24 protein-coding genes and 1 riboswitch are annotated in these 23,297 nt (G+C 63.3%); of the genes, 15 read left to right on the forward strand and 9 right to left on the reverse strand.

Annotated elements, in window-relative coordinates; all coding sequences use genetic code 11:
• Positions 1-86: 86 nt before the first annotated feature.
• The gene (locus C163_RS03780; RefSeq protein ID WP_025337691.1) at positions 87-1,073 is read right to left on the reverse strand and encodes an NAD(P)/FAD-dependent oxidoreductase; all 987 of its coding nucleotides are present in this window, start codon (positions 1,071-1,073) and stop codon (positions 87-89) included.
• Positions 1,074-1,260: 187 nt separating this feature from the next.
• On the opposite strand from C163_RS03780, the gene C163_RS03785 reads away from it, so the two are divergent.
• Together C163_RS03785 and hemH are read left to right on the forward strand one after the other, a co-directional pair.
• Entirely contained in the window at positions 1,261-2,166 is a 906-nt protein-coding gene (locus C163_RS03785) for a TIGR01777 family oxidoreductase (RefSeq protein ID WP_025337692.1), read from the forward strand.
• A 13-nt stretch (positions 2,167-2,179) separates the two neighbouring features.
• Complete coding sequence (gene hemH / locus C163_RS03790) at positions 2,180-3,193, forward strand: ferrochelatase (RefSeq protein ID WP_025337693.1); 1,014 nt, start codon at positions 2,180-2,182, stop codon at positions 3,191-3,193.
• A 117-nt stretch (positions 3,194-3,310) separates the two neighbouring features.
• On the opposite strand, the gene C163_RS03795 is transcribed toward hemH, so the two are convergent.
• Positions 3,311-4,585 (reverse strand): uracil-xanthine permease family protein, encoded by a 1,275-nt coding sequence (locus tag C163_RS03795; protein ID WP_025337694.1) that lies wholly within the window; start codon positions 4,583-4,585, stop codon positions 3,311-3,313.
• A gap of 2 nt (positions 4,586-4,587) precedes the next feature.
• Positions 4,588-5,226, reverse strand: coding sequence for a uracil phosphoribosyltransferase (gene upp / locus C163_RS03800; RefSeq protein ID WP_011532223.1), 639 nt, complete (start codon positions 5,224-5,226; stop codon positions 4,588-4,590).
• A gap of 161 nt (positions 5,227-5,387) precedes the next feature.
• Here upp and C163_RS03805 point away from each other — a divergent pair, with 161 nt between their 5' ends.
• The 4 genes from C163_RS03805 to C163_RS03820 all read left to right on the forward strand — a co-directional run bounded on the left by C163_RS03805 (position 5,388) and on the right by C163_RS03820 (position 7,438).
• A complete protein-coding gene (locus C163_RS03805; RefSeq protein WP_003256346.1) occupies positions 5,388-5,945 on the forward strand; it encodes a hypoxanthine-guanine phosphoribosyltransferase in 558 nt (185 codons plus the stop codon).
• A 2-nt stretch (positions 5,946-5,947) separates the two neighbouring features.
• Positions 5,948-6,421, forward strand: coding sequence for a WbuC family cupin fold metalloprotein (locus tag C163_RS03810; protein WP_025337695.1), 474 nt, complete (start codon positions 5,948-5,950; stop codon positions 6,419-6,421).
• 187 nt (positions 6,422-6,608) lie between these two features.
• A complete protein-coding gene (locus C163_RS03815; protein ID WP_025337696.1) occupies positions 6,609-7,079 on the forward strand; it encodes a hypothetical protein in 471 nt (156 codons plus the stop codon).
• Between the two features lie 68 nt (positions 7,080-7,147).
• The gene (locus C163_RS03820; RefSeq protein ID WP_025337697.1) at positions 7,148-7,438 is read left to right on the forward strand and encodes a PA4642 family protein; all 291 of its coding nucleotides are present in this window, start codon (positions 7,148-7,150) and stop codon (positions 7,436-7,438) included.
• Positions 7,439-7,617: 179 nt separating this feature from the next.
• Here the strand turns inward: C163_RS03820 and mqo are convergent, their stop codons facing one another.
• Together mqo and C163_RS03830 are read right to left on the reverse strand one after the other, a co-directional pair.
• Positions 7,618-9,126 (reverse strand): malate dehydrogenase (quinone), encoded by a 1,509-nt coding sequence (gene mqo, locus C163_RS03825; protein WP_025337698.1) that lies wholly within the window; start codon positions 9,124-9,126, stop codon positions 7,618-7,620.
• 600 nt (positions 9,127-9,726) lie between these two features.
• Positions 9,727-9,960 (reverse strand): hypothetical protein, encoded by a 234-nt coding sequence (locus C163_RS03830; RefSeq protein ID WP_025337699.1) that lies wholly within the window; start codon positions 9,958-9,960, stop codon positions 9,727-9,729.
• Between the two features lie 145 nt (positions 9,961-10,105).
• Between C163_RS03830 and C163_RS03835 the strand changes: the two genes are divergently transcribed.
• Positions 10,106-10,690, forward strand: a complete 585-nt coding sequence (locus C163_RS03835; RefSeq protein WP_013970929.1) for a YajG family lipoprotein — start codon at positions 10,106-10,108, stop codon at positions 10,688-10,690.
• 197 nt (positions 10,691-10,887) lie between these two features.
• Entirely contained in the window at positions 10,888-11,148 is a 261-nt protein-coding gene (locus C163_RS03840) for a hypothetical protein (protein WP_012270506.1), read from the forward strand.
• 116 nt (positions 11,149-11,264) lie between these two features.
• Here C163_RS03840 and C163_RS03845 read toward each other — a convergent pair whose 3' ends face one another.
• Positions 11,265-12,431: a 1-acyl-sn-glycerol-3-phosphate acyltransferase gene (locus C163_RS03845; protein WP_025337700.1), complete on the reverse strand. Its 1,167-nt coding sequence runs from the start codon at positions 12,429-12,431 to the stop codon at positions 11,265-11,267.
• 125 nt (positions 12,432-12,556) lie between these two features.
• On the opposite strand from C163_RS03845, the gene C163_RS03850 reads away from it, so the two are divergent.
• From C163_RS03850 to C163_RS03865, 4 genes are all read left to right on the forward strand, one after another.
• Positions 12,557-12,739, forward strand: coding sequence for a CPXCG motif-containing cysteine-rich protein (locus C163_RS03850; protein ID WP_012270508.1), 183 nt, complete (start codon positions 12,557-12,559; stop codon positions 12,737-12,739).
• Positions 12,739-12,999, forward strand: coding sequence for a putative signal transducing protein (locus C163_RS03855; protein WP_025337701.1), 261 nt, complete (start codon positions 12,739-12,741; stop codon positions 12,997-12,999). Before C163_RS03850 ends, C163_RS03855 begins: the two co-directional genes overlap by 1 nt.
• A 15-nt stretch (positions 13,000-13,014) precedes the next feature.
• Positions 13,015-13,635, forward strand: a complete 621-nt coding sequence (locus C163_RS03860) for an SOS response-associated peptidase (protein ID WP_025337702.1) — start codon at positions 13,015-13,017, stop codon at positions 13,633-13,635.
• 199 nt (positions 13,636-13,834) lie between these two features.
• Complete coding sequence (locus tag C163_RS03865) at positions 13,835-14,650, forward strand: M48 family metallopeptidase (protein ID WP_025337703.1); 816 nt, start codon at positions 13,835-13,837, stop codon at positions 14,648-14,650.
• A 126-nt stretch (positions 14,651-14,776) separates the two neighbouring features.
• On the opposite strand, the gene C163_RS03870 is transcribed toward C163_RS03865, so the two are convergent.
• From C163_RS03870 to C163_RS03880, 3 genes are all read right to left on the reverse strand, one after another.
• Entirely contained in the window at positions 14,777-15,361 is a 585-nt protein-coding gene (locus C163_RS03870) for a TMEM165/GDT1 family protein (protein ID WP_013970934.1), read from the reverse strand.
• 88 nt (positions 15,362-15,449) lie between these two features.
• Positions 15,450-15,589: riboswitch (yybP-ykoY riboswitch) on the reverse strand.
• Between the two features lie 39 nt (positions 15,590-15,628).
• Positions 15,629-16,627: a class I SAM-dependent methyltransferase gene (locus C163_RS03875; protein ID WP_025337704.1), complete on the reverse strand. Its 999-nt coding sequence runs from the start codon at positions 16,625-16,627 to the stop codon at positions 15,629-15,631.
• Positions 16,628-16,681: 54 nt separating this feature from the next.
• Positions 16,682-17,647, reverse strand: a complete 966-nt coding sequence (locus C163_RS03880; protein WP_025337705.1) for a 2-hydroxyacid dehydrogenase — start codon at positions 17,645-17,647, stop codon at positions 16,682-16,684.
• 310 nt (positions 17,648-17,957) lie between these two features.
• On the opposite strand from C163_RS03880, the gene C163_RS03885 reads away from it, so the two are divergent.
• The 3 genes from C163_RS03885 to C163_RS03895 all read left to right on the forward strand — a co-directional run bounded on the left by C163_RS03885 (position 17,958) and on the right by C163_RS03895 (position 23,281).
• The gene (locus C163_RS03885) at positions 17,958-19,640 is read left to right on the forward strand and encodes a fatty acid--CoA ligase (protein WP_025337706.1); all 1,683 of its coding nucleotides are present in this window, start codon (positions 17,958-17,960) and stop codon (positions 19,638-19,640) included.
• A gap of 331 nt (positions 19,641-19,971) precedes the next feature.
• A complete protein-coding gene (locus tag C163_RS03890; RefSeq protein WP_025337707.1) occupies positions 19,972-21,891 on the forward strand; it encodes a DUF1302 domain-containing protein in 1,920 nt (639 codons plus the stop codon).
• A gap of 25 nt (positions 21,892-21,916) precedes the next feature.
• Complete coding sequence (locus C163_RS03895; protein ID WP_025337708.1) at positions 21,917-23,281, forward strand: DUF1329 domain-containing protein; 1,365 nt, start codon at positions 21,917-21,919, stop codon at positions 23,279-23,281.
• Positions 23,282-23,297 lie beyond the last annotated feature (16 nt).

The raw sequence follows: 23,297 nt of genomic DNA on the forward strand, positions 1-23,297 counted from the left end.
AACCTGTACGAGACTAAAAAGTTGTACAGGTTCATTCCAGCACAGCCCGGAAGTTATGCAAACCAGTTTTTTTGTATAACCCTACATCACTCGAGGTGTTCGAGCAGCCGACGCGCCGCTTCCTGGCCACTGAGCCAGGCGCCTTCGACACGGCCGGACAGGCACCAGTCACCGCAGGCGTACAAGCCCTGGTCAGCATCGGCCAGCGCGCCCCATTCATGGTTGCTGCTCGGGCGGGCATAAAGCCAGCGGTGGGCCAAGGCAAAAGTAGGTGCCGGCACCACGCAGCCGACCAGTTCGGCGAACTCGCCCCACAGCTGTTCGATCACTTCTTCCTTGGGCAGGTCGATGTGTTGCCGGCTCCAGTCCGAGGTGGCGTGCAGTACCCAGGTGTCGAGCTGCTCGTCACGCCCGGGCTTGCTGCGGTTGCGCGCCAGCCAGTCGAGCGGGTTGTCCTGCACGAAGCAGCCTTGCATCGGGGTGTCCAGCGGGGTCTGGAAGGCCAGGGCGACGGCCCAGGTGGGCTCCATCTGCACACCGGCGGCCACGGCAGCGAGCTTCGGGGTCGCGGCCAGCAGCGGCGTGGCCTGTGGCGCCGGCACGGCGATCACCACGCGGCTGTAGGGGCCGTGGCTGCAGCCTTCGGTGTCCTGCAGGTGCCAGTACTGCTTGCCGCGGAACACTTCGGCGATGCGGCAGCCGAAGTTGACCGTCACATCCTTGAGCAGGCCGCGGGTGATTGCACTCATGCGCGGCACGCCCACCCAGCGCGTCTGCTCGTCGGGTGAAGGGGTGAGTTCACCATCGCGGTAATTGTACAGCTGTGGCTTCCATTGCTCGGCCCAACCAGCGGCAACCCACTGCTGTACCTGCTCGACAAAGCGCCGGTCACGGGCGGTGAAATACTGGGCGCCGAGGTCCAGCGCGCCAGCTTCGCTGCGCTTGCTGGCCATGCGACCGCCACTGCCGTGGCCCTTGTCGAACAAATGCACGGATTGCCCGGCCTTCTGCAAGGCCTGGGCGGCTGACAGACCGGCGATACCGGCCCCGATGATGGCAATAGGTACTGTCATGATGGCCTCTTCAAACCTTGCTGTAAGCAGACTACGCTGTCAGGCAAACCTGTACAATGCTCAAATGTTGTATAAGGTTATTCCGTGTTGGCAGGCAGGTTGGCCTATGTTTATCCGAGAGCGTCGGGTCAAAAAAGTGCCTTGATGTTAAAAATAGACCACCGCCGCATTCTGCGAGGACACAGCCATGCATATATTGCTGACAGGCGGCACCGGGTTGATTGGCAAGCACCTGTGCCAGTACTGGCTCGGCCAGGGTCATCGCCTGACGGTATGGAGCCGGCGACCTGAGCAGGTGCCCCAAATTTGTGGGAACGGCGTGCGTGGCATTGCCCGCCTGGAGCAACTGGAGGCGGATGATCATCTGGACGCAGTGATCAACCTGGCCGGTGCGCCGATTGCCGATCGGCCCTGGACGGCGGCCCGGCGCAACCTGCTGTGGGCCAGCCGCGTCACCCTTACCGAGCAGTTGCTGGCTTGGCTGGGCAGCCGCGAGCAGCGCCCGGAAGTGCTGATCTCCGGCTCTGCGGTGGGCTGGTATGGAGACGGTGGCGAACGCGAGCTGACCGAGGCTTCACCGCCGGTGCGCGAAGATTTTGCCAGCCAGCTGTGCATTGCCTGGGAAGAGACAGCGCTGCGTTCCCAGGCCCAGGGCATTCGCGTGGTGCTGGTGCGTACCGGGTTGGTTCTGGCCAGTGATGGCGGCTTTTTGTCGCGCCTGCGCCTGCCCTTCAAACTGGGGCTGGGCGGGCCTTTGGGCGACGGGCGGCAGTGGATGCCTTGGGTCCATATAGAAGACCAGGTCGCCCTGATTGATTTTCTCTTGCAGCACAAGGATGCCAGCGGTCCTTATAATGCCTGCGCCCCGGAGCCGGTGCGCAACCGCGAGTTCGCCAGGCGCCTCGGCCGCACGTTGCACCGGCCGGCGCTGCTGCCAGTGCCGGCACTGCTGCTCAAGGCCGGGCTGGGTGAGCTGTCGACCCTGCTGCTCGGCGGCCAGCGCGCCCGCCCGGTACGCTTGCTGGCGGCAGGCTTCACTTTCCGCTTCAACGATTTGCAATCGGCCCTGGACAACCTGTCCAGCCGCCTCTGACATAGGACGCTGCATGACCGATCACGCCCTGCTGCTGGTCAACCTGGGTTCCCCGGCCTCCACCTCGGTGGCCGATGTGCGCCGCTACCTCAACCAGTTCCTCATGGACCCGTACGTGATCGACCTGCCCTGGCCGGTGCGGCGCCTGCTGGTGTCGCTGATCCTGGTCAAGCGCCCGGAGCAGTCGGCGCACGCCTATGGCTCGATCTGGTGGGAGGAGGGCTCGCCGCTGGTGGTGCTGACCCGTCGCCTGCAGGCGGCGATGGTCGAGCACTGGCCCCATGGCCCGGTGGAGATTGCCATGCGCTATGGCCAGCCGGCCTTGCCCGAGGTGCTGGAGCGCCTGGTGGCACAGGGTGTGCGCAAGGTGACCCTGGCGCCGCTGTACCCGCAGTTCGCCGACAGCACGGTGACCACTGTGGTGGAACTGGCCAGGCAGACGGTCAATGAACGCCAGTTGCCGTTGCAGCTGCGCGTGCTGCAGCCGTTCTACGAGCACCCGGACTACATCGAGGCACTGGCGGCCAGCGCCCGCCCTTACCTGGAGCAGTCTTACGACCACCTGCTACTGAGCTTCCATGGCTTGCCGGAGCGGCACCTGAAGAAGCTGGACCCGACCGGCAAGCATGACTTCCAGGCGGCCGACTGCTGCAAGGATGCCAGTGCCGATATGCGCGCGGTGTGCTACCGCGGGCAGTGCCTGGCAACGGCCAGGGCCTTTGCGCAGAAAATGGGCATACCCGATGGCAAATGGTCGGTGTCGTTCCAGTCGCGGCTGGGGCGGGCCAAGTGGATCGAACCCTATACCGAGGCGCGGCTGGACGAGCTGGCCAAGGCCGGGGTGAAGAAGCTGCTGGTAATGTGCCCGGCGTTCGTGGCCGATTGCATCGAGACCCTGGAAGAGATCGGCATGCGCGGGAGCGAGCAGTTTGTCGAGGCCGGCGGGCAGGAGCTGGTGCTGGTGCCTTGCCTGAATGATCACCCGGAGTGGGTGAAGGCGCTGGCGGGAATGTGCGAAAAGGCCTGATTTGCCGGGGCTGCTTTGCAGCCCTGTCGCGACACAAGGCCGCTCCTACAGGGGACCGCGATCTCTTTGTAGGAGCGGCCTTGTGTCGCGACAGGGCCGCAAAGCGGCCCCAGGATCTCAAGGCAACTGATCATCCAGCTTCTTGTGCTTCCAGCCATCATTGCCCGGCAAGATCAGGTTCAGGGCGATAGCCACGATGGCGCACAGGGCGATGCCCTTCAGGCCCCAGTCATCCGGGCCGTCACCACTGCCGATCAGCACGCCGCCAATACCGAACACCAGGGTCACCGACACGATCACCAGGTTGCGCGCTTCGGCCAGGTCGATCTTGTGGCGGATCATGGTGTTCATGCCCACCGCCGCGATCGAGCCGAACAGCAGGCACAGGATGCCACCCATCACCGGTACCGGGATGCTTTGCAGCAGTGCGCCGAACTTGCCGATGAAGGCCAGGGTGATGGCGAAGACCGCCGCCCAGGTCATGATCTTCGGGTTGTAGTTCTTGGTCAGCATCACCGCGCCGGTCACTTCGGCATAGGTGGTGTTGGGCGGGCCGCCGAACAGGCCGGCTGCGGTGGTGGCCAGGCCGTCGCCCAGCAGGGTGCGGTGCAGGCCGGGCTTCTTCAGGTAGTCGCGGCCGGTCACGCTGCCGACCGCGATCACCCCGCCGATGTGCTCGATCGCCGGTGCCAGGGCAACCGGGACGATGAACAGGATGGCCTGCCAGTTGAACGCTGGCGCGGTGAAGTTGGGCAGCTCCAGCCACGGTGCGGCGGCGATCTTGGCAGTGTCGACCACGCCAAAGGCGAACGACAGGGCAAAGCCTACCAGCACGCCGGCAATGATCGGCACCAGACGGAAGATGCCCTTGCCGAACACGGCGACGATCAGCGTTGTCAGCAGGGCTGGCATCGAGATCATCATGGCGGTCTTGTAGGGCAGCAGCACGCTGCCGTCACCGGCCTTGCCCATCGCCATGTTGGCGGCGATCGGCGCCATGGCCAGGCCGATGGAGATGATCACCGGGCCGATCACCACCGGCGGCAGCATGCGGTCGATGAAGCCAGTGCCTTTGATTTTCACCATCAGGCCCATGAAGGTGTACACGAAACCTGCGGCCATCACGCCGCCCATGGTCTCGGCCAGGCCGAACTGGCCCTTGGCGAGGATGATCGGGGTGATGAAGGCAAAGCTCGAGGCCAGGAACACGGGTACCTGGCGGCCGGTGACCAGCTGGAACAGCAGGGTGCCGATACCGGCGGTGAACAGCGCGACGTTCGGATCGAGGCCGGTGATCAGTGGCATCAGCACCAGCGCGCCAAATGCCACGAAGAGCATCTGCGCGCCCGAAACGACCTGGCGCCAGAGCGGGTCGTTGAAGCCGTCCTGCATGGTCAGGCGTCCTTTTGCTTGGTGCCGAAGATCTTGTCACCGGCATCGCCCAGGCCCGGCACGATGTAGCCGTGTTCGTTCAGGCGCTGGTCGATCGAGGCGGTGTAGATCTGCACGTCCGGGTGGGCTTTTTCCACCACTTCGATGCCTTCTGGCGCGGCGACCAGGACCATGGCGCGGATCTCTTTGCAGCCGGCCTTCTTCAGCAGGTCGATGGTGGCGACCATCGAACCGCCGGTGGCCAGCATCGGGTCAATGATCAGGGCCAGGCGCTGGTTGATGTCCGGTGCGAGCTTTTCCAGGTAGGTGTGGGCTTCGAGGGTTTCCTCGTTGCGGGCAACGCCGACGGCGCTGACCTTGGCACCCGGGATCAGGCTGAGCACGCCGTCGAGCATGCCGATGCCGGCACGCAGGATCGGCACCACGGTAATCTTCTTGCCGGCGATTTTTTCAACTTGCACCTTGCCGCACCAGCCGTCGATCTCGTAGGTTTCGAGCGGCAGGTCCTGGGTGGCTTCGTAGGTCAGGAGCGCGCCGACTTCCTGGGCAAGTTCGCGAAAATTCTTGGTGCTGATATCGGCACGGCGCATCAGGCCGAGCTTGTGGCGGATCAGCGGATGGCGGATCTCACGAGTGGGCATAGGGGGGCTCCGAAAGGCGGGCAAAAAAACCGCGCTAGATTAATCTATTCAGCCTGTGCTGTCGTCTGGTCATTCTGGACGTTAGTCCATAAATGCTTGATCTGTGACGAGCGGATGCGTACCTTTGCCCGCTTTTCCAAAATGCACCCCCGGAGAGCGCCATGTCCGCCGATCTCGAGCATATCCGTCAAGTCATGCGTGAAGCTGACTGCCTGTACACCGAAGCCGAAGTCGAAGCGGCCATCGCCAAAGTCGGCGAGCAGATCTGCAAGGACCTGCACGACAAGAACCCGGTTGTGTTCTGCGTGATGAACGGCGGCCTGATCTTCTCCGGCAAACTGCTGACCCACCTGCAGTTCCCATTGGAAGCCAGCTACCTGCACGCCACCCGCTACCGCAACCAGACCAGCGGCGGCGAACTGTTCTGGAAGGCCAAGCCCGAAGTATCGTTCATCGACCGTGACGTACTGATCGTCGATGACATCCTCGACGAAGGCCACACCCTCAGCGCCATCATCGAGTTCTGCAAGCATGCCGGCGCGCGCTCGGTGCACACCGCGGTACTGATCGACAAGGACCATGACCGCAAGGCCAGCCCGGAGCTCAAGGCCAACTACGTGGGCCTGCCCTGCGTCGACCGCTACATCTTCGGTTATGGCATGGACTACAAAGGCTACTGGCGCAACGCCAACGGCATCTTCGCCGTAAAGGGGCTGTGATCATGCGCCAGCCTGCGTTCATCGACCAATCGCTGTTCGCCGGGCTGGCCGCACAGGCTGCCGCCAACCCACGCGGGCGGCAGCATCACAATTTCCATGAGATGGAAGAGCCTTGCCACCGCATGGCGGTCGGGCTGCAACCGAGCACCTACATCCCTCCGCATCGGCACCTCCGCGATGACAAAGCCGAAACGCTGGTCGTGCTTAAGGGTTGCCTGGGCCTGCTGCTCTTCGACGAGCAGGGGGCGGTGACCGACAAGCGAGTGCTGAAGGCGGGGGGTGACTGCCTGGGTGTGGACCTGGCACCTGGTATTTATCATGGGCTGGTGGTGCTGGAGCCGGACAGCATCATGTTCGAGTGCAAGGCCGGGCCGTATCGGCCGGTGGGTGAAGGCGAGCATGCGCACTGGGCTCCGCGCGAAGGTGAAGAAGGCGTGGCCGAGTACCAGGCCTGGATGCGCGCGCAGTTCGATTGATGTCGGGCCGGCGCACTCAACTGTAGGAGCGGCCTTGTGTCGCGATCGGGCTGCGCAGCAGCCCCTCGATTGAAGCTTCGCCACCAACATGGCCGGGGCCGCTTTGCGGCCCATCGCGACACAAGGCCGCTCCTACAAGAGCCTGTGCAGGCCGTGCTAGAGTGCTCCTTCATTCAAGGAGCCTCACATGCGTGCGTTTCTTCCCCTCCTGCTGGCGGTCAGCCTGCCACTCGCCGCCGCACCGCTGCACAGCCAGTTCCTGCCACCTGACGACCAGTCCCTGCGCCAGGAAGCGCCGACCGGCCAGCAATTGCTGCAAGTGACCGACTACTCGGTGGTAGTGGGTACCCAGCGCCAGTCCGACCAGCAGCCGATCCCGATCACCTCGTCGTTGCAGGTGCGCCTCAAGGGCAAGCCGCTGAGCAAGGGAGCGACCATAGCCCAGGTGCTGCTGACTTTTGACGGTGAAGCGGCCAAGAGCCTGAAGAAACCCGTATACGACGACAAAACCCGCACCCTGAGCCTGAATTACCCGCTCAGCGACTACCGCGTGATCATGGACCTGCTGCGCAACGAGACGCTTTATGTGCAGTTTCTCACGTACGGCAACGGCCACGTCTGGGCCGACCTGCACACCGGTACCGTACGTACGCGTTGAGGCGCCCGGCCTGCGGGGGGTACACTGCCGGCCTTCGAAATTTCGTGATGGTCCAGTTGGAGTCGGCAATGCGTAAAGACAAGAAACAGGTAATCGGTGACGAGATCAGCGACGACTACATCAAGTCGTTCCTTCAGTTCGAGCCGGCCGATGGCGTGACTTCGCCTTCGCTGCACAAGCTGGTCAAGGCCTACCGCGGCCTGCGCATCGACGATTTCGAGCGTTTTGTCGGCTTCTTCGTCAAGGCTGGGCTGGACCTGGATGGCAAGGACGAGCACGGCAAGACCTTTGTCGAGCAGATTGCCGACCAGCGCAATGCGCCGGAGTACATCGAGATCATCGCCAAGGCCCGTGGCTGATTTGTAAACCTGCTCCGGCCTCTTCGCGGGTAAACCCGCTCCCACAGGTACAGCACAGCCCTTAGCTGTGGTGCGGTCCTTGTGGGAGCGGGTTTACCCGCGAAAGGGCCGGAACAGAGCTTACTAAGATCCAGGCACAAAAAAACGCCCCGAGGGGCGTTTTTTCGTTACCGGCCGAATCAGGCGTAATGCTTGGCCGCCGGGCTGCTTTCCACCAGGTCCAGCGCCACGTCGTTGTCGGCACTGATCTTGTGGTACAGGGCAGCATCGGTCGCCAGGGTCTTCTCGCGAGCCGGGAAGATTTCCTTGAGCTTGGCAGCCCAGGCACCTTTGGCCTGCTCGGGGAAGCAGCGCTCGATCAGTTCCAGCATGATCGACACGGTCACCGAAGCACCCGGCGATGCGCCGAGCAGTGCAGCCAGGCTGCCGTCCTGGGCCGAGACCAGCTCGGTGCCGAACTGCAGAACGCCGCCTTTCTTCGGGTCTTTCTTGATGATCTGCACGCGCTGACCAGCCACTTCCAGGCGCCAGTCTTCGGCCTTGGCCTGCGGGTAGAAGCGACGCAGGGCTTCCAGGCGCTGCTCCATCGACTGCATCACTTCGCTGACCAGGTACTTGGTCAGGTCCATGTTGTCACGGGCCACGGCCAGCATCGGGCCGATGTTGCCCATGCGCACCGACAGCGGCAGGTCCATCAGCGAACCGTGCTTGAGGAACTTGGTGGTGAAGCCGGCATATGGACCGAACAGCAGCGATTTCTTGCCATCGACCACGCGGGTATCCAGGTGCGGTACCGACATCGGTGGGGCGCCGACCGCAGCCTGGCTGTAGACCTTGGCCTGGTGCTGCTTGACGATTTCCGGGTTGTCGCAACGCAGCCACTGGCCGCTGACCGGGAAGCCGCCGAAGCCTTTGCTTTCCGGGATGCCCGACAGCTGCAGCAGCGGCAGGGCCGCGCCACCGGCGCCGAGGAAGACGAAGCGGGCGTCCACTTCACGGCTGCCGCCGCTGTTGACGTCCTTGATGCTCACGGTCCAGCCCTTGCCGTTACGGCGCAGGCCGACGACCTTCTTGCTGTACTTGACCTGAGCATCCTGCGAGTCGCCCAGCAGCTTCAGCAGCTTGTTGGTCAGGGCGCCGAAGTTGACGTCGGTGCCCTTGAGCACGCGGGTGGCGGCGATGTGCTGGTCGGCTGGGCGGCCTGGCATCATCAGCGGCATCCAGTCATTCATCACGGCCTTGTCTTCGGTGTATTCCATGTCCGCGAAGGCATGGTGCTGCTTGAGCAGCTCATAGCGCTTCTTGAGGAAGGAAACACCCTTGTCACCCTCGACGTAGCTCAGGTGCGGGACAGGGTTGATGAAGGCACGTGCCGAGCCGAAGTTGCCCTTCTTGCTCAGGTAGGCCCAGAACTGGCGCGAAACCTCGAACTGGGTGTTGATGTGCACGGCCTTCTTGATGTCGATGCTGCCATCGGCGGCCTGGGGCGTATAGTTAAGCTCGCACAGGCCGGCGTGGCCGGTGCCTGCGTTGTTCCAGGGGTTGGAGCTTTCCGCGGCTCCGGAGTCCATCGCCTCCACGACCTCAAGCTTCAGGGTCGGGTCGAGCTCCTTGAGCAGTACGGCCAGGGTGGCACTCATGATGCCCGCGCCTACCAGTACCACATCAACCGATTCGTTCTGCGCCATTTAACGCGTCTCCACAATCTACAGCTACCTAATTGACAGCATAGGACCTGGGTTCGCCAGGGTCGCCATGTCCGACTTTTCGCAGTTCTTGCAACTTCCGCGGACACCGCCAATCAGTCTTCGGGTTCGCGTATTGAACGCGGTTTGCCACGGGTGCGGCAATTCGACTTATGGTCAAGGTGTCGTGCGTGCGTTATGGAACGGCTCAGACACTCATACGGGATGAGCGCATTTGCCGCCTGTTCAGGGCTGTTCGGGACACATCTGCCGCTTTTGCACATGCCAGACTGTTCATTTGCTCGCCACACTCTTGTGAAGTTGTGAAAACCGTTTTTTCACGCTCTTTTGGAGACGTGAACCTCAAAAGGGGACTGCGCGATGGCAACCCGCAGGTTCATGCAGTGTGAAGGGCCGGAAAAGCAGGCACGACAGCCGATGCAAGACCTGAGTGGAAGGCTCTCTGTGGGCGAAGCGTTGAAGTTGCCGGGGTCAATCGGCGAGTGCGGGGCCCGATCAGGAGACGTCCTTATAATCGGGGGGAGATTATAGCGATGTCGCGGGCAGAAATGTCGCCATTCGTGGTTTTTATTGCAGCGTTTGTCAGGCCGCGAGGATGCGCTGGTGCCAGCGGCGGCTTGCGCGGGCGCAAACCCGGGCACTGGCGGGCAATTCGCGGCCCAGCCAGGCGAGCTGGATTTCGCCGATCTGGACCCAGCCGCTGCCGCTGGGCGCCTGGCTGCATTGCTTGAAGGCCAGGCATTTGCCGTTCGCGTCGAGGCGGGCATAGGTGTTGTGGCGCGGGCGTTGGAAGAGCAGGGTCCAGAGCGAGGCCATGGCAGCGAGTCCTGTGCGTTAGGGCTTGGCGCAAGGATAAGGGCGCGGCGATGAAACGATTGTGACAAGCGGGCCAGGCCGATGACTGGTCGATGCGTGGCTAGGTATACTGTGGGCCTTCGCCGCTTTTTCTGGAGTAACGCGCATGTTGCAACGTCTGTTGTTCGGTTTGATCGCCGTGGCCAGCCTCAGCCTGGTCGGTTGTGCCCACAGCCCGCAACAACTCAATCCGCAACCCACGCTCAAGGCCCAGCTCGCCCCGGTCGGCCATGGCCAGCCGGTAGTGGTCCGGGTGGTTGACGGCCGGGCCTCGCAGTCCCTGGGCACTCGCGGTGGCATGTACCCCGAGACCAGCACCATCAGCGTCAGCGGTAACGACATCGTGCCCAAGCTGCAGGCCCAGGCCGAAGCCGCCGTGCGCCTGCTCGGCTTCACCCCGACGCCGAACGCCTACAACGCGCCGCAGCTGACCGTGACTCTGGCCGAGCTGAAGTACCAGTCGCCGAAAGACAACCTGTACGTGACCGAGGCTACCATCGGCGCCACCTTCCGTGCCGACGTGTCCAATGGCGGCCGCCGCTACAGTGGCCGTTACGGCGCTTCGCTGGACCAGCGTTTCGGCATGGCGCCGAACCAGGAAACCAACACTCAGCTGGTGGGCGATGTGCTGAGCGATGCCCTGACCCGCATGTTCAAGGACCCGACCATCGGTCAAGTGCTGGGGCAGTAAGCCTTCAGCTGTAAAACAAAACCCGCTGCCTGTGTTCCAGGCAGCGGGTTTTTTGTTGTCTGTGCCCGCGAAGAGGCCGGCAAATCTTCATGCCATGCCAGATGAAATTTAATGACACTTTGTCGCCTGGGCCGGGCGTCTGGGCATGACTTGGGTAGAATGCCGGCCTTTGCCGTCGCTCATACCGAGGTTGCGTGATGTCCTTGCAAGTGCTCTGGGGGTTCCTGGCCGCCCACCCGACCAAGCTGATCAATCTGCTGGCGCTGCTGCTGACCTGCCCGGGCGGGTTGCTGCTGCACAGTGCGCGGCGGCGCGAGGCCGAGACCCGCGAATACATGGCGGTGGACGAGGGGGTGGTGGACGCGTTCGACCTGCGGGTACCGCGGTACTTCTACATTCTCGGTTTTTCGTGCCTGGCGATGGCGCTGCTGTTGTCCTGGTTCAGTACCTGGGTCTGAGATTCCGGGGCCGCTTTGCGGCCCATCGCGACACAAGGCCGCTCCTACAGGTATGCGCGATCCCTTGTAGGAGCGGCCTTGTGTCGCGATGGGCTGCAAAGCAGCCCTAGGATCGCTCAGGCAACCGGTGCCTGCTGCCTGACCTGGTACTGGTTGCGCACCGGCGTCGCATACTGCAACACCAGGTACGGCCGCTGCTCCTCGGGGCAGGCATCCAGGCGGCGTTGCCATTCTTCCTTGGCCCGGGCCAGTTCATCAGCCGGGAACACCTTCTCGGCGCTCGGCACCTGCAGCGCCTCATCCTTGCCATCCCACATCGCATAGGCCAGGTAGTGCACCGGGAACAGCCGGTAGCCACCGAGGATCTGCCGGTCGATTTCCACTGCCAGCTGCTTGGTGTCCTCGTGGTACTCGGTCACCGGCGGGGCAAAGTTGATGTGTACCCGGCCCTTGTAGCCGGTAATGCCCTTGGCGATGCTGTTGTCGTCCTCGCCCGGCGCCTTCTTGTAGGTGCCGGTGGTGGCGCGGATGTACAGCTCGCGGGCCTTGGCCTGGTCGCACGGGTCATATTCGTAGCTGATCGAAACCGGTGTCAGGTTCAGGCTCTGGATCACCGCGCCGAACGGCTCGTCCTTGCGGCTCATGTGGAACATCTTGAGGATCGCCGAATCGGTGCGGTCGTCACCGTCCTTGGCCCGGCCTTCGGCCTGGGCGATCCAGATCGACGTGGCGTCGTTGCGGATCGAATGGTTGATGTAGGCCGAGAGCAGCTGGTAGGCCGCCAGCTTCTCGCGGCGCCCACTGATCGAGCGGTGCACGATGAAGCTCTTGTTCAGGCGCATCATGTCGCTGACAAACGGCTTTTGCAGCAGGTTGTCGCCAATGGCGATACGCGGCGTGGGCAGGCCGGCGTGGTACACCGCGTAGTTGACGAAGGCCGGGTCCATGACGATGTCACGGTGGTTGGCCAGGAACAGGTAGGCGGTGCCGGCCTTGAGCTGCTCCACGCCCGAATAGGTGACGCCGTCGGTGGCGCGGTCGATGGTCTGGTCGACGTAGTACTCGACTTTGTCCTGCAAGGTCGAGACACAAGTGACACCGGCGAATTCCTTGCGCAGGCGGCGGGCGATCAGCGGTTTGAGCAACCAGCCGAGAGCACCGGCCGCACGCGGGAAGCGGAAGTGGGTGAGGATATCGAGGAATGCCGGGTCGCTGAGCAGGCGTGCCAGAACGGCAGGGACCTCAGCGTCGTCGTACGGTCGGATGGCATCGAATTCGCCCATCATGCTCTCTTGTTGGAAACGGCTAGGGTAATAAGGTAGGGACGGGCTCCGAAAAACGGCTCGGACACACACAGGCCCTGTAAACAGACCGGCAATTATACGCATAAGTCACCCCGGAGGCCGCGATGCTGGAAACTGCTATCTACGATTGCCCCTATTGTGGCGAAGAAGTCGAAACCACGGTGGACCTGTCCGGTGGCGATCAGGAGTACATCGAGGACTGCCAGGTATGCTGCAAGCCTATCCGCTTCGTGCTGCAAGTTCATGGCGAGGAGTGGATGCTGGATGTATTCGGTGAGAATGACTGATGCAGCGTATCTACGAACCGGAAAGCCTGCTCGAGGCTGAAATGCTGGCGGGCATGCTCGCCAGCGAGGGGATCGAGGCACACCTGGTTGGCCGTGACCTGGTCGGTGCTGCCGGTGAGCTGCCGATGCAGGGTTTGCTGGGGCTTGCCGTGGCTGATGAGCAGGCCGAGTACGCACGGCAGCTGATCGATGCGTACAATGACGCCCAGCCACTGGTTGGCGACGAACCGGAGAGTTTCCCCGGTACCTTGATCTGCTAGGTTCTGAATTCGCCCATGTGTGGACGTTACGCCCTGTTTCGCTGGCCCCAGGCTCTTGCCAGTCTGCCGGGCTTTCCCGTTGGCCAGCCAGCCCAATGGAACATCTCGCCCGGGGCTTCGGTGCTAATCCAGCGCCAGCTCGACGGCCAGCTGCAACTGGCCAGGGCGCGCTGGGGGCTGACCCCGGCCTGGCTCACCGACCTGTCTCGTACTCCCGCCCATGCCCGCGCCGAAACCCTGGCCGAGCAACCGATGTTTCGCGATGCGTTTCGCCAGCGCCGCTGCCTTATGCCGGCCAACGGCTTTTACGAATGGCGCGGTAGCGTGCGCAAGCGCCCGTACTGGCTGACCCCGGGGGAGGGCGCATCGCTGTACTTCGCCGCCGTGTGGGAGGCCTACCCGGTGCAGGACCAGGTTTGGCTGAGTTGTGCGGTGGTGACCCAGGCGGCGATGAACCAGCGTCGGCCGCTGATACTGGACGAGGCGGGGCAGGCGGCCTGGCTTGACCCGGACACGCCGCTGGCCCGCCTGCATGAGTTGCTGGCCAGCCCGCCGGCGACGCTGCGCGAGCGGGCCCTGGCGCATTTCGTCAATGACCCGAAGCTGGATGCGCCGGAGTGCCTGACCCCGGCTTGAGGGGCTACCCGCACCGGCCCCTTCGCGGGCATGCCCGCTCCCACAGGTATTACACTGCCTTCAGGTTTACTGTATTCACTGTGGGAGCGGGCGTGCCCGCGAAGAGGCCGGTGCAGGCAAATAAATTCTTCCGTGCGGCTATGGCGGCCCACCGGCGACTCGGCCTAGGATACGGCGCATGTAGAAAGGGAGTGTTTTCATGCGTAAGTCTTTTGTCGTCAGCCTGTTGAGTGCTGGCATCCTGCTAGCTGGCTGCCAGGCGGTGAATACCACCAGCGGCGGTGCTGTCGGCGTCGAGCGCCAGCAGTACATGTTCAGCATGCTCTCGACCGATGAGGTCAACCAGATGTACGCCCAGTCGTACCAGCAGACCCTGGGTGAAGCATCGAACAAAGGCGTGCTCGACAAGTCCAGCGCTGTTGCCAAGCGTGTGCAGGTAATTGCCAACCGCCTGATCGCCCAGACCCCCAAGTTCCGCCCGGATGCCGCGCAATGGAACTGGGAAGTGAACGTGATCAAGAGCGACGAGCTCAACGCCAACTGCGGCCCTGGCGGCAAGATCATCGTCTACACCGGGCTGATCGATCAGCTCAAGCTCACCGATGCGGAAATTGCTGCGGTGGTGGGCCACGAGATCGCCCACGCCCTGCGTGAGCACAGCCGCGAGGCGATGTCCAAGGCGTATGGCGTGGAAATGGCGCGCCAGGGCGCCGGTGCCCTCTTTGGCCTCGGCCAGGGCAGCATGGCCATGGCCGATACCGTGGTGAACTATGCCATGACCCTGCCCAACAGCCGGGCCAACGAGAACGAAGCCGACCTGATCGGCCTGGAGCTCTCGGCGCGTGCCGGTTACGACCCGAATGCCGCGATCACCCTGTGGAACAAGATGAGCCAGGCTTCCGAAGGCGCACCGCCTGAGTTCATGAGCACTCACCCGGCGTCCCAGAGCCGCATTGCTTCGTTGCAGGCGGCCATTCCGAAGGTGATGCCGCTGTATCAGGCGGCCAAGAAGTAGTTGCTGAAAATGGGGCCGCTTTGCGGCCCTGTCGCGACACAAGGCCGCTCCTACAAGGGATAGCGTATTCCTTGTAGGAGCGGCCTTGTGTCGCGACGGGCTGCGCAGCAGCCCCCGCTTTCCGGGTTAGCCCACCCAGCCACTGGCTTTCATCGCCGAGTACACGGCCACGATCGCCAGCACGAAGAACGCCGTGGCCGCCAGGCGACGGATCAGCGTCAGCGGCAGTTTGTCCGCCGCGAAGTTACCCGCCAAAACCACCGGCACGTTGGCAATCAGCATGCCCAGGGTGGTACCGATAATGACCATGATCAGGTACGGATACTGTGCTGCCAGCATCACCGTGGCGACCTGGGTCTTGTCACCGATTTCAGCCAGGAAGAACGCGATCAGCGTGGTCAGGAACGGCCCGAAGCGGCGCGCCGGGTTCTCGTCGTCATCCATCTTGTCCGGAACCAGGGTCCACAGCGCAGTGGCTGTGAAGCTCGCAGCCAGGATCCAGTGCAGTGCCGAGTCGCTGAAGAAGCTGCCGACCCACGCGCCCACGGCACCGGCCGCGGCATGGTTGGCCAGGGTGGCGGCGATGATGCCGGCGATGATCGGCCAGGGCTTGCGGAAGCGGGCAGCGAGTATGAGCGCGAGCAATTGCGTCTTATCGCCGATTTCGGCGAGGGCAACGATGGCGGTGGGGACCAACAGAGATTCCAGCATCAGGATTCCTACGGGGGCGGGTCGACACGGCTATGACACGTACAGCCTCCCCGCCCCGGGTAAGGTGTGCGTGTCATAGGTCTTGTCAAACCCTGGATCCGTCTATGCGGATCTCGCCATGCAGGCTGGCATGGTGGGTCGCACGCGCCATGGTCTGTGGACCAAGTATGTTGACGCGTACCGGGCGAGCTGGGCGCTCGCGGGAGACTACTCCCCTAGGACGGTGCGGATTCTGCCTAGGCAAAACGCTTTCGGCAAGCGCTGTTTTTATCCGTGTGTTGCCTGGTAGATGCGGAAACCGTCCGCCTCGTCGCGTACCTGGCAGTTGCCCAGCGCCCCTTCGATCAGTGGCTGGTAGCGCAGGAAGCTGTTGGCAACCAGGCGCATTTCGCCACCTTTTCGCAGATGAACGGCCGATTTTTTCAGCAAGTTTTCCGATGCCTGGTAGTTGGTGTGCACCCCGGTGTGGAACGGCGGGTTGCTCAGGATCAGGCTCAGCTCGGTCGGCGCCGCGTCGATGCCGTCGCCGCTGATCACTTCGCCTTCCAGACCATTGGCGGCCAAGGTCAGGCGGCTGGCGGCCACGGCGAAGGCATCCACGTCCAGCAGGGTCACCCGGTTTTGTGGATAACGGCGTTTGACCGTGGCGCCCAGCACCCCGGCACCGCAGCCGAAGTCCAGCACATGCCCGCTCGGCAGGCCGTCGAGGTGCTTGAGCAGCAGGGCGGTACCGCGATCGAGGCGGCCATGGCTGAACACACCGGGCAGGCTGACCACTTGCAGTGGGCCGTCTTCCAGGCGGAGCTCGAAGCGTTCGGCCAGGCTTTCCAGGGGCTTGGCTTCTGGCGCGTGCTCGATGGTCACCTGCCACAGCTGGCAATGGCGGGCGCTGTCGAGCTTGCGCGGCTTGCCAAAGGCCTGCAGTTGCTTGGCCGCGCCCTCGATGCCACCACGTTTCTCGCCAACCAGGTACAGCTCGCGGCCAGCCAGGCGCGAGGCCAGGGCGTTGAGCAGGTAGGCGGCCAGTTCGCGGGACTTGGGCAGGAACAGCACGGCGCTGTCGAAAGCCACTTCAGGGGGCTCGACCCCATAGTGGCTGCGCCCGGCGAAGCGGCTTTCGAGCATGGCCTGGTCGCCCGCATGCCAGGTCCAGGCCCGGGCCTGGGGCAACTGGCCAAGCAGGCCGTCGGCGGGGGCGCCGGCGAGCAGCAGCGGGCCCTGGAACAGCTCTGCCTGGCGGAGCAACACTTCACTGCGCGGGTCCATGGACGACGCCTCCTTGAAAAAAGTGGCGCAGTGTAGCAGAGGCGGGCGTCGGGCTCAGCTGACCACGCGGCGTGGCTGCCCGGCGAAGAAGGCCTGGGCGTTCTCGCTGAGCTGGCCGACGATGCGCTGGCGGGACTCTACCGCGCCCCAAGCGCTGTGCGGGGTGATGATCAGGCGCGGGATGCCGGGTACGAGCAGCGGGTTGCCATTGACCGGCGGCTCCACGCTCAGCACGTCGGTGGCGGCACCGCCCAGGTGGCCACTGCGCAGGGCGTCGGCCAGCGCTTGCTCGTCGATCAGGCCGCCGCGGGCGGTGTTGACCACCAGCGCGTTGGGCTTGAGCAGGGCCAGTTCGCGGGCCCCGAGCATGTGTCGGGTGTGCTCGTTCAGCGGGCAGTGCAGGGTCAGGGCGTCGACTTGCGGCAACAACTCGTCCAGTGGCAAACGGTCGGCGCGTTCCGGGCGGCCGGGGATCTGCCCGCTGAGTACGCGCATGCCGAAGGCTTCGGCCAGCCTCGCCACCGCGCCGCCCAGTTCACCGTGGCCGAGCAGGCCAAGGGTCTTGCCCTCCAGCTCGACGATGGGGAAGTCCAGCAGGCAGAACTGGCTGGCCTTGGCCCATTGGCCGTCGGCTACCGCCTGGTTGTAGTCGCACAGGCGGGTGGCCAGGGCCAGCAGCAGGGCGAGGGTGTGCTGGGCGACGGACGGTGTGCCATAGCCCTGGCAGTTGCACACGGTGATGCCCTGAGCGCGCGCGGCCGCCAGGTCGACATTGTTGGTGCCGGTGGCGGCCACCAGGATCAGCTTCAGTTGCGGGTTGGCGGCCAGGGTCGCGGCGTCGAGCATGACCTTGTTGCTGACTACCGCCACCGCGCCCTGCAGGCGTTCGGCGACCTGCTCCGGGCGGGTGGCGGCGAACAGTTCGAACTCGTCGAACTGCTGCTTCAGGGGCGAGAGGTCGAGATCGCCCAGGTCCAGGGACTGGTGATCGAGAAACACGGCGCGACGCGGGCTGGGCATGAAGTTCTCCGAGACTGGGCGGGGTATTGGTGTTGTGGCCATTCGCGGGCATGCCCGCTCCCACAGGACCCCACCAACCTGCGGGGTGTGCAGTACCTGTGGGAGCGGGCGTGCCCGCGAAAGGGCCTTTGGCTCCAGCACAAATCCTGAAGCTGCCGCCGCAGTGTCTAGTTCAACCTTGCCGCCCGTCAACGCCCGCCACTCATACCTTCATCATGCAAATCATTCCTTCGGCTGATTTAGCCGTCACATTGGCGAACTACAGTGGTTCCCAGATTTGTCCGGCCCGCTTTTCAGAAAAGGGATACCCATGTTGCAGACCCGCATCATCAAGCCCGCCGAGGGCGCCTACGCCTACCCCCTGCTGATCAAGCGCCTGCTGATGTCTGGCAGCCGCTATGAAAAGACCCGCGAAATCGTCTACCGCGACCAGTTGCGGCTGACCTACCCACAACTCAACGAGCGCATCGCGCGCCTGGCCAACGTGCTGACCGAAGCCGGGGTAAAGGCCGGTGACACCGTGGCGGTGATGGACTGGGACAGCCACCGCTACCTGGAATGCATGTTCGCCATCCCGATGATCGGCGCGGTGGTGCACACCATCAATGTGCGCCTGTCGCCCGAGCAGATTCTCTACACCATGAACCACGCCGAAGACCGCGTGGTGCTGGTCAACAGCGACTTCGTCGGCCTGTACCAGGCCATCGCGGGGCAACTGACCACCGTCGACAAGACCGTGCTGCTGACCGACGGCCCGGACAAGACAGCCGAGCTGCCCAACCTGGTGGGTGAGTACGAGCAACTGCTGGCCGCTGCCAGCCCGCGCTACGACTTCCCGGACTTCGACGAGAACTCGGTGGCCACCACCTTCTACACCACCGGCACCACCGGCAACCCCAAGGGGGTGTATTTCACCCACCGGCAACTGGTGCTGCATACCCTGGCCGAAGCTTCGGTGACCGGCAGCATCGACAGCGTGCGCCTGCTGGGCAGCAACGACGTGTACATGCCCATCACGCCGATGTTCCATGTGCACGCCTGGGGCATTCCCTACGCCGCCACCATGCTCGGCATGAAGCAGGTGTATCCGGGGCGCTACGAGCCGGACATGCTGGTCAAGCTGTGGCGCGAAGAGAAGGTCACCTTCTCCCATTGCGTGCCGACCATCCTGCAGATGCTGCTCAACTGCCCGACCTCCCAAGGTCAGGACTTCGGCGGCTGGAAGATCATCATCGGCGGCAGCGCACTCAACCGCTCGTTGTACCAGGCCGCCCTGGCACGCGGCATCCAGCTGACCGCCGCGTATGGCATGTCCGAGACCTGCCCGCTGATTTCCGCCGCCCACCTGAACGACGAACTGCAGGCCGGCAGCGAGGATGAGCGCGTCACCTACCGCATCAAGGCCGGCGTGCCGGTGCCGCTGGTCGAGGCGGCCATCGTCGACGGCGACGGCAACTTCCTGCCCGCCGATGGTGAAACTCAGGGCGAGCTGGTGCTGCGTGCGCCGTGGCTGACCATGGGCTACTTCAAGGAACCGGAGAAGAGCGAGGAGCTGTGGCAGGGGGGCTGGTTGCACACCGGCGATGTCGCCACGCTCGACGGCATGGGCTACATCGACATCCGCGACCGCATCAAGGATGTGATCAAGACCGGTGGCGAATGGATTTCCTCGCTCGACCTCGAAGACCTGATCAGCCGTCACCCGGCCGTGCGCGAAGTGGCGGTGGTAGGGGTGGCCGACCCGCAGTGGGGTGAACGCCCGTTTGCCCTGCTGGTGGTGCGCGAAGACCAGGTCATCGACGCCAAGGCGCTGAAGGAACATCTCAAGCCGTTCGTCGAGCAAGGGCACATCAACAAGTGGGCGATTCCAAGCCAGATCGCCGTTGTTACTGAAATTCCCAAGACCAGTGTCGGCAAGCTGGACAAGAAACGCATCCGCCAGGACATCGTCCAGTGGCAGGCCAGCAACAGCGCGTTCCTCTCCACGCTGTAACCGCCATGCGGGTCGCGTACCGCAGCACGCGACCCGCATGCTAGAGGGGTGGAGCCTTGCCAAACGGCAGAAATACGCCATCCTTTAGCACTGCCAGCGCGCAGCCGAGGCAACATGGCAGCGAGTTGGCCGCACGGAGCGCAAATCACACTTTAGAGGGATCAAGCGCCTGTGCCTTGCTGGCTATAGTCGGGGCCAGGGGATTTTCAGGAATGGGGGAGGCGACATGCGCAAGCCGTGTCGCCGCGGGCGCAAGCCTGCAAACCGGTCGCTCGGGCCGTTCTTGAAAGGACTCACTGCCATAACAAAAAAAGTACATGGAGTAGCGTCGATGAAATCTGCAAACCTGTTCTGGCGCCGGGCCAAGTTGCCCCTGGCTGTCAGCCTTGCTTCCACGCTCGCAAGTCCTGCTTTCGCTGTCAGTTTCAACATTGGTGAAATCGAAGGCCAGTTCGACTCGTCGCTCTCCATCGGCGCCAGCTGGTCGACGGCCAACCCCAACAAGAACCTGATCGGGGTGAACAACGGCGGCAAGGGCCTGTCGCAGACATCTGACGATGGCCACCTGAACTTCAAGAAGGGCGAAACCTTCTCCAAGATCTTCAAGGGCATCCATGACCTGGAGCTCAAGTACGGCGACACCGGCGTGTTCGTCCGCGGCAAGTACTGGTACGACTTCGAACTGAAGGACGAAGGCCGCGAGTTCAAGGACATCAGCGACTCCAACCGCAAGGAAGGCGCCAAATCGTCCGGTGCCGAGCTGCTCGACGCGTTCGTCTACCACAACTACTCCATCGGCGATCAGCCAGGCTCGGTGCGCCTGGGCAAGCAGGTGGTGAGCTGGGGTGAAAGTACCTTCATCGGTGGCGGCATCAACTCGATCAACCCGATCGACGTGTCGGCGTTCCGCCGCCCGGGGGCCGAGATCAAGGAAGGCCTGATTCCGGTCAACATGTTCTACGTTTCGCAGAGCCTGACCGACAACTTGTCGGCCGAGGCCTTCTACCAGATCGAATGGGACCAGACGGTCGTCGACAACTGCGGCACCTTCTTCTCCCAGCCTGATGTGATCGCCGATGGCTGCAACAACAACTTGGCCGTTCTGGCCACCCAGAACTCGCTGGCCAGCCGGCTTGGGCCGCTGTCCCCTCGTGTAGCGGCCGCGTTGGCTGCGCAAGGCGTGACTCATGGCTCACCTGACGAGGGGGTGATCGTAAGCCGCGGTCCGGATCGTGATGCACGTGACAGTGGCCAATTTGGCGTTTCGCTGCGCTACATGTTCGAACCGTTGAACACCGAGTTTGGTGGTTACTTCATGAACTACCACAGCCGCGCACCAATATTCAGCGGTCGCGGGGCCGATCTTCAGTATTACAGTGCCACAGGCCTGGCGGGAGCGCTGGTCAGCGCAGGAGTACCAGCGGCGGCGCTGGGTAATCTGTTGCCCAGTCTGTTGCCGTTGCAGGTGGCAGGTAACTCCAGCTATTACGTCGAATACCCAGAAGATATCCGCCTGTACGGGCTGAGCTTCTCCACGACGCTGCCTACTGGCACTGCCTGGAGCGGTGAGATCAGCTACCGTCCGAACGCACCGGTGCAGTTGAATACTACCGATATTCTCTTTTCCGGCCTGACACCGCTCAACCCGGATGTATCGGTATTGCAAGGCAAGCCTGGCACCGACCAGCCAGGTTATCGTCGCAAGGAAATTACCCAGCTGCAGACAACCTTCACCCACTTCTTCGATCAGGTGATGGGGGCCGAGCGGTTGACCATGGTAGGGGAAGTCGGATGGACGCACGTTGGCGGCCTGGAAAGCACGTCCAAGCTGCGCTACGGGCGCGACCCGGTGTTTGGTCCGGGGCCGCTTCCAAATGGCCAGTGCGAGACGCTCAACGCCAATACTTTGGGTACCGCCAACGCGAACAACGTGTCGCGCTACTGCGAGAACGATGGCTACACCACTTCCGACTCTTGGGGTTACCGCATCCGCGCGATCTGGGACTACAACAACGTCTTTGCCGGAATTAACCTGCGCCCGAGCTTGGCCTGGTCGCACGACGTCGACGGTTACTCACCTGGTCCTGGCGGCAACTTCGAGGAAGGTCGCAAGGCGATCAGCCTGGGCCTGGATGCCGAGTATCAGCAAACCTACACGGCGAGCCTGTCGTACACCAACTTCTTCGACGGCAAGTACACCACCGTGGATGACCGCGACTTCGTCGCCCTCAGCTTCGGCGTGAACTTCTAAGCATACAGATCCAGGACGACACGACATGAACAAGACCAGAAGTCTGCTGCAAGCCGGTGTGCTGGGCCTGTCCCTGCTGGCGACCAGCGTCATGGCTGCAGTATCCGCCGACGAGGCGGCCAAGCTGGGCAGTACCCTGACCCCGATGGGCGCCGAAAAGGCCGGCAATGCCGATGGCTCGATCGGCCCGTGGGAGCCGCTGTCGAAGAGCGCGGGCAGCGCCGACGGCAAGGGCTTCCTGTCCGACCCGTACGGCAGCGACAAGCCGCTGTTCACCATCACCGCGCAGAACGCCGACCAGTACAAGGACAAGCTCTCGCCGGGCCAGCTGGCCATGCTCAAGCGCTATCCGGACACCTTCAGGATCCCGGTATTCAAGACCCATCGCGGTTCCACGGTGCCGGCCGATGTGTTCGCCGCCATCAAAGAGAACGCCACCAAGACCACCCTGGTCGAAGGCGGCAACGGCCTGAGCAACTTCCGCACGGCTGTACCGTTCCCGATCCCCAAAAGCGGCCTGGAAGTGATCTGGAACCACATCACCCGCTACCGGGGTGGCAGCGTCAGCCGCCTGGTGACCCAGGCCACGCCGCAGCAGAACGGCTCCTTCAACCCTGTGTACTTCTCCGACCAGTTCGTCTTCCGCGACAAGATGAAGGATTACGACCCGAACAACCCGGGCAACATCCTGTTCTACTTCAAGCAGGAGGTGACCGCGCCCGCGCGCCTGGCCGGTACCGTGCTGCTGGTGCACGAGACCCTCGACCAGGTGAAGGAACCGCGCAAGGCGTGGATCTACAACGCAGGCCAACGCCGCGTGCGCCAGGCACCGCAAGTGTCGTACGACGGCCCGGGTACCGCCGCCGACGGTTTGCGCACCTCGGACAACCTGGACATGTTCAACGGTGCGCCGGACCGCTATGACTGGAAGCTGGAAGGCAAGAAGGAGATGTACATCGCGTCCAACGCCTTCAAGCTCGACGACCCCAAGCTCAAGTACACCGACATCATCAAGGCCGGGCACATCAACCAGGACCTTTCCCGTTACGAGCTGCGCCGCGTGTGGCACGTGGTCGCGACCCTCAAGCCGGGCCAGCGGCACATCTATGCCAAGCGTGACTTCTACATCGACGAGGATACCTGGCAGGCTGCGGTGATCGACCAGTACGACGGCCGTGGCCAGCTGTGGCGCGTGTCCGAGGCACATGCCCAGCCGTACTACAACGTGGAAGTGCCGTGGTACACCCTGGAGACTATCTACGACCTGCAGTCGGGCCGTTACCTGGCTCTGGGCATGAAGAACGAAGAGAAGCGCGCCTACGACTTCGGCTTCAGCGCCAGCAAGGCGGACTTCCAGCCAGCGGCACTGCGCCAGTCGGGTATTCGTTGAACTGAAAACGCGTCAC

The sequence above is a fragment of the Pseudomonas sp. FGI182 genome, from assembly GCF_000511325.1.
GTDB classification, from domain to species: domain Bacteria; phylum Pseudomonadota; class Gammaproteobacteria; order Pseudomonadales; family Pseudomonadaceae; genus Aquipseudomonas; species Aquipseudomonas putida_Z.